General features: G+C 63.3%; 18 protein-coding genes. 6 read left to right on the forward strand and 12 right to left on the reverse strand.

The window, feature by feature from the left end:
- Nucleotides 1-13: 13 nt before the first annotated feature.
- From AC07OF_RS17730 to AC07OF_RS17745, 4 genes are all read left to right on the forward strand, one after another.
- A complete protein-coding gene (locus AC07OF_RS17730; RefSeq protein WP_038606297.1) occupies nucleotides 14-256 on the forward strand; it encodes an exodeoxyribonuclease VII small subunit in 243 nt (80 codons plus the stop codon).
- Entirely contained in the window at nucleotides 253-1,140 is an 888-nt protein-coding gene (locus tag AC07OF_RS17735; protein ID WP_157191002.1) for a polyprenyl synthetase family protein, read from the forward strand. The genes AC07OF_RS17730 and AC07OF_RS17735 overlap by 4 nt, the downstream gene beginning before the upstream one ends.
- Nucleotides 1,141-1,325: 185 nt before the next feature.
- Nucleotides 1,326-3,224, forward strand: a complete 1,899-nt coding sequence (gene dxs, locus AC07OF_RS17740) for a 1-deoxy-D-xylulose-5-phosphate synthase (protein WP_157191001.1) — start codon at nucleotides 1,326-1,328, stop codon at nucleotides 3,222-3,224.
- 105 nt (nucleotides 3,225-3,329) lie between these two features.
- Entirely contained in the window at nucleotides 3,330-5,210 is a 1,881-nt protein-coding gene (locus tag AC07OF_RS17745; protein WP_476446467.1) for a TonB-dependent receptor domain-containing protein, read from the forward strand.
- On the opposite strand, the gene AC07OF_RS17750 is transcribed toward AC07OF_RS17745, so the two are convergent.
- The 12 genes from AC07OF_RS17750 to nrdR form a co-directional block, all read right to left on the reverse strand.
- Nucleotides 5,188-5,997, reverse strand: a complete 810-nt coding sequence (locus AC07OF_RS17750; protein WP_157190999.1) for a cobalamin-binding protein — start codon at nucleotides 5,995-5,997, stop codon at nucleotides 5,188-5,190. The two genes, AC07OF_RS17745 and AC07OF_RS17750, sit on opposite strands and share 23 nt — an antisense overlap.
- Complete coding sequence (locus AC07OF_RS17755) at nucleotides 5,997-6,416, reverse strand: MFS transporter (RefSeq protein WP_476446466.1); 420 nt, start codon at nucleotides 6,414-6,416, stop codon at nucleotides 5,997-5,999. Before AC07OF_RS17755 ends, AC07OF_RS17750 begins: the two co-directional genes overlap by 1 nt.
- On the reverse strand, nucleotides 6,413-7,030 hold the full coding sequence (ribA, locus tag AC07OF_RS17760) for a GTP cyclohydrolase II (RefSeq protein WP_038606280.1): 618 nt from the start codon (nucleotides 7,028-7,030) through the stop codon (nucleotides 6,413-6,415). Before ribA ends, AC07OF_RS17755 begins: the two co-directional genes overlap by 4 nt.
- A gap of 113 nt (nucleotides 7,031-7,143) precedes the next feature.
- Complete coding sequence (locus AC07OF_RS17765) at nucleotides 7,144-7,899, reverse strand: substrate-binding periplasmic protein (protein ID WP_157190997.1); 756 nt, start codon at nucleotides 7,897-7,899, stop codon at nucleotides 7,144-7,146.
- Between the two features lie 12 nt (nucleotides 7,900-7,911).
- On the reverse strand, nucleotides 7,912-8,415 hold the full coding sequence (locus AC07OF_RS17770; protein WP_038606274.1) for a phosphatidylglycerophosphatase A family protein: 504 nt from the start codon (nucleotides 8,413-8,415) through the stop codon (nucleotides 7,912-7,914).
- On the reverse strand, nucleotides 8,412-9,377 hold the full coding sequence (gene thiL / locus AC07OF_RS17775) for a thiamine-phosphate kinase (RefSeq protein WP_495073288.1): 966 nt from the start codon (nucleotides 9,375-9,377) through the stop codon (nucleotides 8,412-8,414). The genes AC07OF_RS17770 and thiL overlap by 4 nt, the downstream gene beginning before the upstream one ends.
- An 18-nt stretch (nucleotides 9,378-9,395) precedes the next feature.
- Nucleotides 9,396-9,896, reverse strand: coding sequence for a transcription antitermination factor NusB (gene nusB / locus AC07OF_RS17780; protein ID WP_038606270.1), 501 nt, complete (start codon nucleotides 9,894-9,896; stop codon nucleotides 9,396-9,398).
- Nucleotides 9,893-10,369 carry a 6,7-dimethyl-8-ribityllumazine synthase gene (gene ribH, locus AC07OF_RS17785; protein WP_028944446.1) on the reverse strand — a complete coding sequence of 159 codons (477 nt, stop codon included), beginning with the start codon at nucleotides 10,367-10,369 and terminating at the stop codon, nucleotides 9,893-9,895. The genes nusB and ribH overlap by 4 nt, the downstream gene beginning before the upstream one ends.
- An 87-nt stretch (nucleotides 10,370-10,456) precedes the next feature.
- Entirely contained in the window at nucleotides 10,457-11,548 is a 1,092-nt protein-coding gene (ribBA, locus tag AC07OF_RS17790; RefSeq protein ID WP_038606268.1) for a bifunctional 3,4-dihydroxy-2-butanone-4-phosphate synthase/GTP cyclohydrolase II, read from the reverse strand.
- 18 nt (nucleotides 11,549-11,566) lie between these two features.
- The gene (locus tag AC07OF_RS17795; protein WP_157190994.1) at nucleotides 11,567-12,232 is read right to left on the reverse strand and encodes a riboflavin synthase; all 666 of its coding nucleotides are present in this window, start codon (nucleotides 12,230-12,232) and stop codon (nucleotides 11,567-11,569) included.
- A 42-nt stretch (nucleotides 12,233-12,274) separates the two neighbouring features.
- Nucleotides 12,275-13,405: a bifunctional diaminohydroxyphosphoribosylaminopyrimidine deaminase/5-amino-6-(5-phosphoribosylamino)uracil reductase RibD gene (ribD, locus tag AC07OF_RS17800; protein ID WP_495073289.1), complete on the reverse strand. Its 1,131-nt coding sequence runs from the start codon at nucleotides 13,403-13,405 to the stop codon at nucleotides 12,275-12,277.
- Between the two features lie 2 nt (nucleotides 13,406-13,407).
- Nucleotides 13,408-13,872 carry a transcriptional regulator NrdR gene (nrdR, locus tag AC07OF_RS17805; RefSeq protein ID WP_038606259.1) on the reverse strand — a complete coding sequence of 155 codons (465 nt, stop codon included), beginning with the start codon at nucleotides 13,870-13,872 and terminating at the stop codon, nucleotides 13,408-13,410.
- 107 nt (nucleotides 13,873-13,979) lie between these two features.
- On the opposite strand from nrdR, the gene AC07OF_RS17810 reads away from it, so the two are divergent.
- Nucleotides 13,980-14,426, forward strand: a complete 447-nt coding sequence (locus tag AC07OF_RS17810; RefSeq protein WP_422416001.1) for a YbaY family lipoprotein — start codon at nucleotides 13,980-13,982, stop codon at nucleotides 14,424-14,426.
- Nucleotides 14,426-15,085, forward strand: a complete 660-nt coding sequence (locus AC07OF_RS17815; protein WP_476446462.1) for a class I SAM-dependent methyltransferase — start codon at nucleotides 14,426-14,428, stop codon at nucleotides 15,083-15,085. Before AC07OF_RS17810 ends, AC07OF_RS17815 begins: the two co-directional genes overlap by 1 nt.
- Nucleotides 15,086-15,116: the final 31 nt, after the last annotated feature.

Raw genomic sequence — 15,116 nt, forward strand, 5'->3', positions numbered from 1 at the left:
CGAGACAGCCGCCATGGCCCGAAAAAAAGCCTCCATCGATTTCGAGCAATCCCTCGCCGACCTGCAAACCCTGGTCGAACGCCTGGAGAACGGTGAGCTGTCGCTGGAAGACTCGCTGACCGCGTTCGAACAAGGCATCAGCCTGACCCGCGACTGCCAGGCCGCGCTGGTCCAGGCCGAGCAGAAGGTCCAGGTGTTGCTGGAGCGCGATGGCGAACTGAAGGCCGAACCTTTCGACGCGGAACAGGCAGAATGATTGCCCACTATCAGGCCAGCTGTCAGGCCCGGGTCGATGCGGCCCTCGAGCAGTTGTTCGTCGCCCCCTCGGTAGAGCTCACCCGCCTCTACGCCGCCATGCGCTACAGCGTGATGAACGGCGGCAAGCGCGTGCGCCCGTTGCTTGCCTATGCCGCCTGCGAAGCCCTCGGTGCGGCCCCCGAGCAGGCCAATGGTGCCGCCTGCGCCGTCGAGCTGATCCATGCCTATTCGCTGGTGCACGACGATCTCCCGGCCATGGACGATGACGACCTGCGCCGTGGCCAGCCGACCACCCACAAGGCCTTTGACGAAGCCTGCGCGATCCTCGCTGGCGATGGCTTGCAGAGCCTGGCATTCAACGCCCTGCTCGATCCGCAGCTGAGCCCGCAGGCTGACAGCATTCGCCTGGCCATGGTCCAGACCCTGGCCCTGGCTGCAGGTCCGGCCGGCATGGTCGGTGGCCAGGCCATCGACCTCGGTTCGGTGGGCCTCAAGCTTGATCAGACCGCGCTTGAATTCATGCACCGGCACAAGACCGGCGCCTTGATCGAAGCCAGCGTGCGCCTCGGTGCCCTGGCCAGTGCGCGTGCCGATCAAGCGCAGCTCGATGCCCTGCAGACCTACGCCCGGGCCATCGGCCTGGCGTTTCAGGTGCAGGACGATATTCTCGACGTCGAAAGCGACACCGAAACCCTCGGCAAACGCCAAGGTGCCGATATCGCCCGCGACAAACCGACCTACCCGGCCCTGCTCGGGCTACAAGCCGCCAAGGCCTATGCCCTGGAACTGCGCGACCAGGCGCTGGAAGCCCTGCGGCCATTCGACGCAGCGGCCGAGCCGTTGCGCGAGTTGGCCCGCTACATTGTCGCGCGACGTAACTAAGTCGCCTGTTCCGGCCTCATCGCCGGCAAGGCCGGCTCCCACAAGAGCCAAACCGAAGTGTTGTAACCGTGGGAGCCGGCTTTGCCGGCGATAGGGGCCGCAAGCCCCTGCTTTTGCACTCAATGGGCAGCCATTACCGCAATAAGGTAAACTGCCGCCACTTCATATCTATAACGATTCGCCTGATGCCCACGACGTTTCAAGAGATCCCCCGCGAACGCCCGGTCACGCCGCTGCTCGACCGTGCCGATACGCCTGCCGGCCTGCGCCGGCTGGCTGAAGCCGACCTGGAGAACCTGGCTGACGAACTGCGCCAGGAGCTGCTCTATACCGTTGGTCAGACCGGCGGGCATTTCGGTGCCGGCCTGGGCGTTATCGAGCTGACGATTGCCCTGCACTACGTTTTCGACACCCCGGACGACCGGCTGGTGTGGGACGTGGGTCACCAGGCCTATCCGCACAAGATCCTCACCGGTCGCCGCCAGCGCATGCACACCCTGCGCCAGAAGGACGGCCTGGCCGCCTTCCCGCGACGCGCCGAGAGCGAGTACGACACCTTTGGCGTCGGTCACTCCAGCACCTCGATCAGCGCAGCGCTGGGCATGGCCATCGCCGCCCGCCTGCAGAACGATCCGCGCAAGTCCATCGCCGTGATCGGTGACGGCGCGCTGACTGCCGGCATGGCTTTCGAGGCGTTGAACCACGCCCAGGAAGTCGATGCCGACATGCTGGTGATCCTCAACGACAACGACATGTCGATCTCGCGCAATGTCGGCGGCCTGTCCAACTACCTGGCCAAGATCCTCTCCAGCCGCACCTATTCGAGCATGCGCGAGGGCAGCAAAAAGGTTCTCTCGCGCCTGCCTGGCGCCTGGGAAATCGCCCGCCGCACCGAAGAGTATGCCAAGGGCATGCTGGTGCCCGGCACCCTGTTCGAAGAGCTGGGCTGGAACTACATCGGGCCAATCGACGGGCACGACCTGCCGACCCTGATCACCACCCTGCGTAACATGCGCGACCTCAAAGGCCCGCAGTTCCTGCACGTAGTGACGAAAAAAGGCAAAGGCTTCGCCCCGGCGGAAGTCGACCCGATCGGCTACCACGCCATCACCAAGCTTGAGCCCGTCGATGCACCGGCTGCCGCGCCGAAAAAGGCTGGCGGTCCGAAGTACTCGGCAGTGTTCGGCCAGTGGCTGTGCGACATGGCCGCAGCTGACGAACGCCTGGTCGGCATCACCCCGGCGATGAAGGAAGGCTCTGACCTGGTGGCGTTCAGCGAGCGCTATCCGCAGCGTTACTTCGACGTGGCGATTGCCGAACAGCATGCCGTGACCCTCGCGGCCGGCATGGCCTGCGAAGGCGCCAAGCCGGTGGTGGCGATCTACTCGACGTTCCTGCAGCGCGCCTACGATCAGCTGATCCACGACGTTGCCGTGCAGAACCTCGACGTGCTGTTCGCCATCGACCGTGCCGGCCTGGTCGGCGAAGACGGCCCGACTCATGCCGGCAGCTTCGACCTGTCGTTCCTGCGCTGCATCCCCGGCATGCTGGTGATGACCCCGAGCGACGAGAACGAGCTGCGCAAGATGCTCAGTACCGGTCACCTGTACAACGGTCCGGCAGCGGTGCGCTACCCGCGCGGCAGCGGCCCGAACGCGACCATCGAGAACAACCTCGAGCCGCTGGAAATCGGCAAGGGCGTGGTTCGCCGCCAGGGCAGCAAAGTCGCCCTGCTGGTGTTTGGCGTGCAGCTGACAGAAGCGTTGAAGGTGGCTGAAAATCTTGATGCCACCGTCGTCGACATGCGCTTCGTCAAACCGCTGGATGAAGCACTGGTGCGCGAAATGGCGACCAGCCATGAGCTGCTGGTGACTATCGAAGAGAACGCCATCATGGGTGGCGCGGGTGCTGCGGTCAGCGAGTTCCTCGCCCGCGAAGCACTGCTCAAGCCGGTACTGCACCTGGGCCTGCCTGACGTCTATGTCGAGCATGCCAAGCCTGCGCAGATGCTCGCCGAGTGCGGGCTGGATGTTGCCGGTATCGAGGCTTCGGTGCGTCAGCGCCTGCAACTGCTCGGCCTTTGATCTCCGGGGCCTGAAAGGGCCTCATCGCTGGCAAAGCCAGCTCCCACAAAGTTGACAGAACATTGTGGGAGCTGACCTTGCCGGCGATAAGCAATGGGACACCCCATGAAGCTCTCCCGCCTTACCCCGCTGTTGCTGTGCCTGCCCACCGCCCTCCTCGCCGACCCCATCGACCGCGACAGCGCCCTGAAGCTGCCCGACACCCTGATCAGCGCCAACCGCCAGGTCGAGGACCGCACGCAATCCAGTGCCGCCAACACGGTGTTCACCCGTGATGACATCGATCGCCTGCAACCTACCAGCGTCACCGACCTGCTGACCCGCGTACCGGGCGTACAGGTCGCGCCTACCGGCGGACGTGGCAGCGTGCCCGGCATCTACATCCGCGGCAGCAAGACCGCTCAAAGCCTGGTGCTGGTGGACGGCGTGCGCATTGCCAACGCCACTTCCGGTGACAGCGGTCTGCAGTTTTTGAATATCGACCAGATCGAGCGGGTGGAAGTACTGCGCGGTTCACGCTCGGCGGTCTACGGCAGCGACGCTATCGGCGGTGTCATCCAGATCTTCACCCGCCGCAGCGCCCAACAGGGTCTGCAGCCACGCCTGCGTCTGGCCGCAGGCAGCAATCAGACCTGGCAACGCAGCCTCGGCCTTTCTGGCGGCGACCAGGATACCCGCTTCAATCTCGGCGCCAGCCTCGATGAAAGCGCCGGTATCGACTGGAGCCACACCTCCTACCCAAGCGATGGCGACCATGACGCCTATCGCAACAAGTCGTTCAACCTGAGCCTGAGCCACAACTTCAGTGACGAAGTAGAGGCCGGCCTCAACCTGCTCGACAGCCGCGGTCGCAGCGAGTACGACAACCCGTACGGGCGCTTCGACATGGACACCTTCCAGAGTTTCGGCCAAGCCCCCTACACCGACTACACCGTCAGTAGCCTGGGCTCCTACCTGGGCGCCCAACTCAACGAGCACTGGTATTCGCGTCTCGAAGTCGGCCATAGCGAGAACCGCGACAAGAAGCGCGACAAACTCAGTAGCGAGAGCAGCGAGTTCAACACCTATCGCGATTCAGCCAGCTGGCAGAACGACCTGACGCTTGATGAGCAGAACAGCCTGATGATCGGCGCCGACTGGTACCAGGACCGCGTTCACGGCAGCACCGACTTCGACGAGGATAGCCGCTGGAACCGCGCTGCCTTTATCCAGCACCGCTTCAAGGGAGAGTGGTTTTCCACCGAACTGGGCTTGCGTCGCGACCAGAACCAGCAGTTCGGTGGGCAGAATACCTGGAGCGGCAGCCTGACCCTGCCAGTCAACCCGGATAACGACCTGTTGCTGTCCTACAGCGAAGGCTTCCGCGCCCCGACGTTCAACGATCTGTATTACCCGCAGTACAGCAACCCGAACCTCAAGCCTGAGCGCTCGAAAAGCTACGAACTGCAGTGGCGAAGCCAGCTCGGTGCAGACAGTCGTCTGGAAACCTCGATTTACCGTACGGACCTGCGCGATGCGATCATCTTTGGTGAAGGTTCGATCCCGCGCAACGTGGCTTCAGCCCGAATCAACGGCTTTGAAGCGGCCCTGCACCAACAATGGTTCGGCTGGCAGAGCAACCTCGGCCTGGCGCTGATTGACCCTCGCGATCGCGACAGCGGTCATACCCTGGCCCGCCGCGCTCGCCGCACCCTGAGCCTGGACCTTGATCGGCAGTTCGATCAACTGGGACTGGGCGCTAGCTGGCAGGCGGTGAGCAGCAGTTACGACGATGAGGCCAACAGCAATAGCCTGGGCGGCTACGGCCTTCTCGGCCTACGCAGCAGCTGGACATTGAATCCTGAAATCAAGCTGGACCTGAAGGTCGACAACCTGCTGGACAAGGCTTATTCCCGCGCCCTGTATACCTACGAAGGTACCCAGTACGGTTACCGCGAGGAAGGCCGCACCTGGCTGCTCGGCATCACCTGGACACCGGCGCTTTAACGTCGAGCACCTGACACAACCGCGCCGTCGCTTCGATCATCTGCCCGCTGGGCCGTTCCAGGCCCTTGTCCGGCACCAGCAGCAAACGCCCATGGCGCACGGCATCGACCTGCGGCCAGGCCTTCCAGGCGTCGAGCTGGGCCTGGTCGCTGGCGAGGATCACCTGGGGATCGTGCAACAGCACCGACTCCAGATTCACCTGTGGCGCAGGCACCTTGAGCTCGGCGAACACATTACGCGCGCCACACACCGCCAGGGCATCACTGACGATCTGCCCGCCACCGACGGTGTACAAAGGTTTGTCCCACACCTGATAGAACACCCTTAGCGGCTGTTGACGATGATACTGCGCACGGAGCTTGTGCAATTGCTCACGCAGCTGCTGCGCACGCGCCCGCCCCTGCTCGGCGCGCCCCATTTGCACGCCGATGGCCTCAATCTGGTCGATCAGCTCATCAATGCCATGGGGGTCGGCGGTGTAGGTGGCGATACCCAGACGTTCGAGCTGATCACGCTGGGCCGCCGGAACGCTGCCCGGCCAGAGCAGTAACAGATCAGGCTTGAGACTGAGCAGCCGCTCCATGTCGATCTGGCCGTAGCGCCCGACCGAAGGCACCTGGGCCAAGGCCGCGGGCCGCTCGCCACCGTCGAGCATGCCCACCAGCAAATCAGTGGCATGCAGTTCGACAACGATTTCCGACAGCGAGGGGGCCAGGCTGACCACCCGCGAAGCAGCCGCCAGTGGCGCGGCCAGTGCCAGCAACACCAGCAGCAGAACGCCGCGCATCAGCCGAGCTGACGCGGGATACGGTAGAGGTAGAGCAGTACCAGGCTGGAGATCGCCAGGAGGATCTGCGGCACCGCTTCCAGGCCGACGAACACCGACAACGCCGATATCCATGCCGGCAGGCAGGCGAACAGCATGCCCAGGCGCCGCACACGCGCCAGTTCGGTCCAGGCGCCAGGTTCGGCATCGCTGTCGAGGGCTTTCTGGGTAGCGATCAGTGCCCGCTTGTAGGCACCAAAGCGTGGCAGGCTGAGGAACATCGAGGCCACACCGGCGATGAACACCGGCATGGCCAGGACTGCGATCAATGCCTGCAGGTCACCAAAGGCCCAGGCAAACACCAGCAACGGCGCCAGCGCCAGTGCCAGGTATTGCCACCAGGCGAGTTCGAGGCGGCGGCGAACCTGGGCGCGGGTCACGCCCGACCGGCCTCGCCCTGGTGCTCGTTGCCCATCATGTGGCCGAGCTTGCCAGCCTTGGTGGCCAGGTAGTGTTTGTTGTGCGGGTTATGACCGGTGTGCAGCGGCACACGTTCGGCGACCGGGATGCCCATGCCGGTCAGTGCCTTGACCTTGCGCGGGTTGTTGGTCATCAGGCGCAGCGACTTGACCCCCAGGTGCTCAAGCATCGGCTGGCACATGCCGTAGTCACGCTGGTCGGCGGCAAAGCCCAGGCGCTCATTGGCCTCGACCGTGTCGGCGCCACCGTCCTGCAGCTCGTAAGCGCGGATCTTGTTCAACAGGCCAATGCCACGGCCTTCCTGACGCAGGTACAGCAGTACGCCACGGCCTTCGCGGGCGATCGCCTGCAGGGCAGCCTCAAGCTGCGAACCGCAGTCGCAACGCTGGCTGAACAAAGCATCGCCGGTCAGGCATTCGGAATGCAGGCGCCCGAGCACCGGTTGCCCATCGGCGATATCACCCAGGCTGAGCACAACGTGCTCGCGGCCCGTGGCTTCATCGAGAAAACCATGCATGGTGAAAATCGCAAACGGGGTAGGCAGCTTGGAAGCGGCAACAAAGACGACGGGCACTTTGTGCTCCTGATTTGAAAGCTTGAAGAATAAAGTGAGCCGATTGTACCAGCATGTGCACGGGCTGCTCAGGTCGAATCTTTGCTCAAACCCATCGATAGATACGATTTGGCCTACTCCAGGCGCGCCTTCTCATCGAACGGATAGGGCTGGGACCAATGGCTGAAGATTTCACGCAACTCGCCACTGGCGACCAGTTTGTCCATTCGCTGGTCAAACAGTTCCTTGAGCGCCCGGGCCTCATCAGTTTTGCCAAAGGCCAGATACAGCGGCAGTTCGGCAATGTGCGTGCTGCGAAACCTGCGCCGCTCACCTGCTGCAGCCTGGCCTAGAACGTAGTCAACTTCAGTCTGCGCGTCGATGTAAAAATCCACACGCCCGCGTTCGAGCATTGGCAAGATCCCTTCGCGACGCTGCACTTCCCGGTACTCGCCGACATTGGGCAGGTAGTCCTGATAGTCATAGCCGCGCACCCAGGAAAGCTTGAACTGCCCCAGGTTCTCCGGGGTCGGCACAGGCTTGCTGGTAAGGCTCAGGGCGTAGATATGGTCGGTGTCGAAATTCCACCGCGGGTAGAGGTTGTCGGTGCTTTCTTCGTGATAGGAACCGACCCAGGCATCGGCTTCGCCGCGCTTGACCAGGCCAATAGCTCGGCTGTACGGCACGCTGAGCACCTCTACCTTGACACCGGCAGGCTCGAACACCTTGCGCAGGATATCCCAGGCAATACCAGTGCCGTCAGCGTTGGTGTAATCCTCCCAACGCTCACTGGCCAACCTTACTTGCTTGGGCACTTCGATGGTCTCGCTGGCGTGAACACCGTTGGCGACCAGCGCCAGGATCAACAGGACTACTCGCCATCCACGCATTGCACCACTCCCTTAAGTGACACTCCATACAAGCACCTGCATACCCAACCAAGCGAAGACGCCCGCCAGCACATCGTCAAGCATGATACCGACACCGCCGTGCACATGGCGGTCAACCCAGCGAATCGGCCAGGGCTTGAGGATGTCGAAAAAGCGGAACATCAAAAAACCCGCCAACAGCCACTGCCAGCCTTCGGGGACCAACCACAGGGTGATCCACATGCCGACCATCTCGTCCCAGACAATGCCTTCATGGTCATGAACACGCAAGTCATCAGCAACCTTGCCACATAGCCAGAAGCCGAACAGCATGGTCAGGCCGAGCATCAGCCAATAGCCCCAGTCGGGCAACATCTGCCACAACGGGATAAACGGCAAAGCTACCAGCGAGCCCCAGGTTCCCGGCGCCTTGGGCAAGGTCCCGGAGCCGAAGCCGAATGCGAGAAAGTGCCACGGATTACGCCAGACCGACGGCGGAACGTTCTCCGCAGGCACCTGATTGGGGTGATCGGTCACGGTTGCTCCCTAAAATGTTGATAGCCCCGGGTTGTCGGGGTGATGTTCTGTCCCTGGCCGTCCACCAGGCTGACGCCAGCGCCAGTGCCTGCACGCCCCACCACATGGATCGGCCAACCCGCAGCCCGCAGTGGTTCCAGCTCGGCTTCAGGCAGGGTGAACGCCAGTACATAGTCGTCGCCGCCGGCCAGTGCAGCCTCTTGAGCGCCTGCATGACCGAGGAACGCTTGCAGCGCAGCAGACAACGGCAGCCGATCCAGCTCGACCTGCAGCGACACCTGCGAAGCCTTGGCGATATGCCCGCAGTCGGCCAACAGGCCATCGGAGATATCCAGCGCCGCAGTCGCCTTGCCACGCAGCGCCTGCCCCAGGGCAAACTGCGGCTGCGGTGACCAGTAATGGGCGAGCAACGGATCGGCCACAGCGGGGTCGGCCTGGCGCTGGCCGAGGACCAAAGGCAAGGCGCCGGCGGCATTGCCCAGCTCGCCGCCGACACACAGCAGGTCGCCGGCGCGCGCGCCACTGCGGGTCAAGGCCTGGCCTGCCGGCACACGACCGAACACGGTCATGGTCAGGCTCAACGGGCCACGGGTGGTGTCGCCGCCGATCAGGCTCAGCCTGCACGCCTGAGCCATCTGGTTCAGTCCACGGGCATAGGCCTGCAGCCAGTCGGCACGCACCTCAGGCAGGGTCAGGGCAAGGGTAAAGCCGATGGGTGTGGCGCCCATGGCAGCCAGGTCACTGGCGGCAACAGCCAGCGAACGCTGACCGAGCAGAAAAGGGTCGCAGACAGCCGGGAAATGCACCCCGGCCACCAGCGTGTCGGTGGAGATCGCCAGTTGCTCGCCAGGCGGCAGGCTGAGCAAGGCACAATCATCGCCAATGCCCAGCGCAACCGCTTCGCCGCCTTGCGCGCAGGGCGCAGCGGCGAAGTAATGGCGAATCAGCTCGAACTCACCCATTGGCAATCAGCGCCGCAATCAGCGCTTGAACGCCTTTACTTCGGCTTCACGCAGCCGTGGAGCCAGCTTGTCGAGCACACCGTTGACGAACTTGTGGCCGTCAGTGGCACCGAACACCTTGGCCAGCTCGACGCCTTCGTTGATGACGACGCGGTACGGTACATCAGCGCGCATCATGAACTCCCAGGTGGACAGGCGCAGTACCGCCAGTTCAACTGGATCGAGCTCTTCAAGGGCCAGGTCCAGGCATGGCTTCAGTGCTTCGTCGATCTCGACTTTCTTCGCCGGAACCCCGTGCAGGATTTCACGGAAGTAGGCACCGTCGACATCGGTGAAATCGTTATCGACCCGGAACTGCGCTTCGATCTCGTTCAGCGACTGCCGGGCCATGTGCCATTGATACAGGGCCTGAGTCGCGAGCTGACGGGCTTCGCGACGCTTGGCGCTCTTCGATGGCTTGCCAGCATCCGCAGGTTTTGGATCGCGCGGGTTGAAACGATCGCTTTCGTCGCTAATCACTTGGCCTCCAACTGCGCCAGCAGGCTGACCATTTCCAGAGCGGACAGGGCAGCTTCGGCACCTTTGTTGCCGGCTTTGGTGCCGGAACGCTCAATGGCCTGTTCGATCGAATCGACAGTCAGGACACCGAAAGCAACCGGTACGCCGAACTCCATGGACACCTGGGCCAGGCCCTTGGTGCATTCGCCCGCAACGTATTCGAAGTGCGGGGTACCGCCACGAATCACTGCGCCCAGGGCGATGATTGCAGCGTATTCGCTTTGCTGGGCGACTTTCTGTGCTACCAGCGGGATTTCAAAGGCACCCGGGGCACGGATGATGGTGATGTCGCTTTCGCTCACGCCATGGCGAACCAGGGCATCAACAGCACCGCTTACCAGGCTTTCGACGACGAAGCTGTTAAAGCGGCCAACCACCAAAGCATAGCGACCTTTGGGGGCAATGAAGGTACCTTCGATGGTCTTCAGGGTCATTGCGAGTTCTCATCTTAAAGAGCCAGGCCGCAAATGGCGGCCTGTGAGGGTTTGGGACACGAATGGCAGCGCGACAAACCGCCTGCTTTATTCGGAGGGCACGTATTCTACAACTTCCAGATCGAATCCGGATATCGCATTGAACTTCATTGGCGAACTCATCAGGCGCATTTTGCGTACGCCCAGGTCGCGCAGGATCTGCGAACCGGCACCGACGGTGCTGTAAGTGGTCGGGGTTTTCGCCGGCGCGGCATCGGCGCTTTCGCGGATATGCGCCAGCAGCACGTCGCCTTCCAGCGGGTGACCGAGCAGCAGTACGACACCGCTGCCGGCCTCGGCAACCGCGCTCATGGCGGCGCGCAGGCTCCAGCGGCCCGGTTGCTTGACCATCAGCAGGTCGCGCAACGGGTCCATGTTGTGCACGCGCACCAGGGTCGGCTCTTCCGCGCAGATGTTGCCCAGGGTCAGGGCCATGTGCACGTCACCTTCAACCGAATCGCGGTAGGTCACCAGGTTGAAACTGCCCAGTTCGCTGTCCAGCGGCTGCTCGGAAATCCGCTGAATGGTACGTTCGTGGATCATCCGGTAGTGGATCAGGTCGGCGATGGTGCCGATCTTGATGCCATGCTCGGCAGCAAAGACTTCCAGTTCCGGACGACGCGACATGGTGCCGTCGTCATTCATCACTTCGCAGATCACCCCGCTCGGCTCGAAACCGGCCATGCGCGCCAGGTCGCAGGCAGCTTCGGTGTGGCCGGCGCGGGCCAGGGTGCCGCCAGGCTGGGCCATCAGCGGGAAGATGTGGCCGGGGCTGACGATGTCTTCGGCCTTGGCATCACGGGCGGCGGCTGCTTGCACGGTGCGCGCACGGTCAGCGGCGGAGATACCGGTGGTCACACCTTCGGCGGCTTCGATCGAAACGGTGAACTTGGTACCGAAACCCGAACCGTTACGCGGCGCCATCAGTGGCAGTTTGAGCGTTTCGCAGCGCTCGCGCGACATCGGCATGCAGATCAGGCCACGGGCGTGCTTGGCCATGAAGTTAATGTGTTCGGCCTTGCAGCACTCGGCGGCCATGATCAGGTCGCCTTCGTTCTCGCGGTCTTCGTCATCCATGAGGATGACCATTTTGCCCTGGCGGATGTCTTCGACCAGTTCTTCGATGCTGTTGAGCGCCACGCGGCACCCCCTTTCAAATCAGGATTTCAGGTAGCCGTTGGCGGCCAGGAAACTTTCGGTAATGCCGCTGCCGGTGTTCGGCTCGGCGGCTTTGTCACCCAGCAGCAAACGCTCCAGGTAACGGGCCAGCAGGTCGACCTCAAGGTTGACCCGACGACCTGGACGGTAGTCGGCCATGATGGTTTCGGCCAGGGTATGCGGGACGATGGTCAGTTCGAACTCGGCGCCATCGACGACGTTCACGGTCAGGCTGGTGCCATCGACGGTGATCGAGCCCTTGTGGGCAATGTACTTGGCCAGCTCCTTGGGTGCACGAATGCGGAACTGGATGGCGCGGGCGTTATCGCTGCGCGACACCACTTCGCCGACACCGTCGACGTGACCGCTGACCAGATGACCGCCCAGGCGGGTGGTCGGGGTCAGGGCTTTTTCCAGGTTGACCCGGCTGCCGCTTTTCAGTTCGTTGAAGGCGGTGCAGTCGAGGGTTTCACGGCTGACGTCAGCCCAGAAGCCATCGCCAGGCAGCTCGACCGCAGTCAGGCACACACCATTGACGGCGATGCTGTCGCCGAGTTTGACGTCGCCCAGGTCGAGCTTGCCGGTTTCGACATAGACCCGCACGTCGCCACCTTTGGGCGTCAGCGAGCGGATGCTGCCGATGGATTCGATGATGCCAGTAAACATGAGTCCTCCTCGAGAACAGGGCTGCGCGTGGCTAGCCTGGAATTATACGCCGGACGCCGGCACAGGGATGGCAGTGACTCGCCAGTCATCGCCTACCGCGCGCATTTCAGTGATTTTCAGCTGCACCGCTTCATTCATGTGGTTCAGCGGCCAGTCCAGCAACGGACGGGCACTGGAACCGAGGAACTTGCCGGCAACAAAGATCTGGTATTCATCGATCAGGCCAAGCTGGGCAAAGGCCCCGACCAGGCCGGCACCGGCCTCGAGCAGCACTTCGCTGGTACCACGCTGCGCCAGTTCGCGCATCAGCGCAGACAGGTCGACCCGGCCGCCCTCGCCCGCCAGGCTCAGCAGCTCATGGCCGGCTTCGGCGTAACGTGGGTCAGCGCCGGCTGCAGTGACCACCAGCGCCGGGCCGGCCAGGAAGAACGGCGCATCCAGTGGCAGGCGCAAGCGGCCATCGATCAGCACCCGCAGGGGCGGACGCGCCAGGGCCAGGGCTGTGGTTTGCGGATCGAGGCCCAGCTCGTCAGCGCGCACCGTCATCCGCGCCTTGTCGGCCAGGACGCTTTCGGCACTGCTCAGCACCACGCTGGAGCGGGCACGCAGACGCTGTACTGCTGAGCGCGCGGCGGGCCCGGTGATCCACTGGCTTTCACCGTTGGCCATGGCCGTGCGGCCATCCAGGCTCATTGCCAGCTTGGCCCGTACAAATGGCAGACCGCACTCCATACGTTTGAGAAAGCCCGGGTTGAGCGCGCGGGCCTCGGCTTCGAGTACGCCACTGGCGACTTCGATGCCGACTTCGGCCAGACGCTTGAGGCCTTGACCTGCGACTTGCGGGTTAGGGTCCTGCATGGCGGCGACCACCCGCGCCACGCCAGCCTTGACCAGTGCCTCGGCACACGGCGGCGTGCGCCCGTGGTGGCTGCACGGTTCAAGGGTGACGTAGGCACAGGCGCCACGGGCCAGCTCGCCGGCCTGACGCAGCGCATGCACTTCGGCGTGCGGCTCACCGGCACGCACATGCCAGCCTTCGCCGACGATCTGGCCGTCGCGAACAATCACACAGCCGACGCGCGGATTCGGATGGGTCGAATACAAGCCCTTGCGGGCCAGTTCCAGGGCCCGGGCCATGTAATGGGCGTCGAGTACCGCGCGCTCGTTGGACATGCTCACTCTTTAGCCGGCTCACGGGCCAGGCGGTCGATTTCTTCGCGAAACTCGTTGAGGTCCTGGAAGCGCCGGTAGACCGAGGCGAAGCGGATGTAGGCGACTTCATCGAGCTTCTGCAGCTCGTTCATCACCAGCTCACCGACCACCAGCGATTTGACCTCGCGTTCGCCGGTTGCCCGCAGCTTGTGCTTGATATGCGCCAGCGCCGCTTCCAGGCGCTCGACGCTGACCGGGCGTTTTTCCAGGGCGCGCTGCATTCCGGCGCGCAGTTTTTCTTCGTCGAAGGGTTGGCGGCTGCCGTCCTGTTTGATCAGGCGCGGCAAAACCAGCTCGGCGGTTTCGAAGGTGGTGAACCGCTCGCCGCAGGCGACGCATTCGCGCCGGCGGCGCACTTGCTCGCCCTCGGCAACCAGTCGAGAGTCGATGACCTTGGTGTCGTTGGCACCGCAGAAGGGACAGTGCATGGTGGCAGGCAACAAAAAAAGGGAGGGCCATGGTAGCGCATCCCACTGGCAAGACAAGCCAAAGGGGTTACCATCCACTCAGGAAATATGCCGCGAAGGAATTCCCCATGCCATTTCGAGCGCTCGTTGTGCTCAGTTTTGCCGCCTTGCTGGCAGCCTGCAGCAGCGATCAACCCCAGACTGCACCGGCCCCGAAAGCACCGGTTGCCAGTAAAACCGCAAAAACCCTCGGTCCTTTGCCGGCCTATCAACGTGAATTGAGCGGAACCTTGCTCAATATTCCGGCCGGTGCCGAAGTCGAACTGGCCTTGCTGGTCATCGATGACCGCGGCCGCCCGCAAAACCTGCTGGCCAGCAGCACGCTCGACAGCAACGGCCTGGACTTGCCGTACCAACTGCGCTTCAACCCCGAAGCCTTCCCGGCCGGGGCACGGGTCGAATTGCGCGGCCGCGCGAGCAAGTCCGGGCAACTGATCCTGCACCTGCCGCCTGTGCGGATTTTCCAGGCGCAGACCCAGGTCACCGGCCCGCTGCGTTTCGAACGAGCGCCATAATGGCACCCGCACCTTTGCAACAGGCCTTGGGCGAACTGCTCGGCGATGCCCGCTTGGTGGTCAGCGATCTACCCGAGTGCGCACTCAAGCTGTGGCTGATCGATGCCGAGAACATGGACCGCGAATTCAGCCCGGAAGAAACCCGGCGCATCCTCCACGAACCACCGTACTGGAGCTTCTGCTGGGCCAGCGGCCTGGCCATGGCCCGTTACCTGGACCAGCACCGGCACTGGGTAGAAGGCAAGCGTGTGCTGGATTTTGGCGCCGGCTCCGGGATCGCCGGGATCGCAGCCGCCCGCGCAGGCGCCCTTGAGGTCGTGGCTTGCGACCTTGATCCACTGGCCCTGCAAGCCTGCCAGGCAAATGCCGCGCTCAATGGCGTGGAGCTGAGCTATTCCGAGGATTTCTTCCAGGAAGCCGACCGTTTCGACCTGATCCTGGTGGCCGACGTGCTCTACGACCGGGCCAACCTGCCACTGCTCGATGAGTTCCTCAGCCGCGGCCAGCAGGCCCTGGTGGCCGACTCACGTGTACGCGACTTCAGTCATCCGCTGTACCAGCCTTTGGGCGTGCTGGAGGCCCTGACCCTGCCGGACCTGGCCGAGCCCCACGAATTCCGCCGGGTCAGCCTGTACCACGCCAGCCGCCAGCCTTTATAGTGATGCCATTCACGGATTTTCGAGAGTCGCG

Source organism: Pseudomonas sp. GW821-FHT10B02 (genome assembly GCF_059415665.1).

Bases quoted from the DNA above. Each gene is read 5' to 3' on its own strand.
- AC07OF_RS17750 (WP_157190999.1), bottom strand. From the start codon at position 5,997: ATGCGCGGCGTTCTGCTGCTGGTGTTGCTGGCACTGGCCGCGCCACTG.
- AC07OF_RS17795 (WP_157190994.1), bottom strand. From the start codon at position 12,232: ATGTTTACTGGCATCATCGAATCCATCGGCAGCATCCGCTCGCTGACG.
- AC07OF_RS17765 (WP_157190997.1), bottom strand. From the start codon at position 7,899: ATGCGTGGATGGCGAGTAGTCCTGTTGATCCTGGCGCTGGTCGCCAAC.
- thiL (WP_495073288.1), bottom strand. From the start codon at position 9,377: ATGGGTGAGTTCGAGCTGATTCGCCATTACTTCGCCGCTGCGCCCTGC.
- AC07OF_RS17815 (WP_476446462.1), top strand. From the start codon at position 14,426: ATGGCACCCGCACCTTTGCAACAGGCCTTGGGCGAACTGCTCGGCGAT.
- AC07OF_RS17810 (WP_422416001.1), top strand. From the start codon at position 13,980: ATGCCATTTCGAGCGCTCGTTGTGCTCAGTTTTGCCGCCTTGCTGGCA.
- ribH (WP_028944446.1), bottom strand. From the start codon at position 10,369: ATGACCCTGAAGACCATCGAAGGTACCTTCATTGCCCCCAAAGGTCGC.
- AC07OF_RS17745 (WP_476446467.1), top strand. From the start codon at position 3,330: ATGAAGCTCTCCCGCCTTACCCCGCTGTTGCTGTGCCTGCCCACCGCC.
- dxs (WP_157191001.1), top strand. From the start codon at position 1,326: ATGCCCACGACGTTTCAAGAGATCCCCCGCGAACGCCCGGTCACGCCG.
- AC07OF_RS17730 (WP_038606297.1), top strand. From the start codon at position 14: ATGGCCCGAAAAAAAGCCTCCATCGATTTCGAGCAATCCCTCGCCGAC.
- ribD (WP_495073289.1), bottom strand. From the start codon at position 13,405: ATGTCCAACGAGCGCGCGGTACTCGACGCCCATTACATGGCCCGGGCC.
- AC07OF_RS17735 (WP_157191002.1), top strand. From the start codon at position 253: ATGATTGCCCACTATCAGGCCAGCTGTCAGGCCCGGGTCGATGCGGCC.
- nrdR (WP_038606259.1), bottom strand. From the start codon at position 13,872: ATGCACTGTCCCTTCTGCGGTGCCAACGACACCAAGGTCATCGACTCT.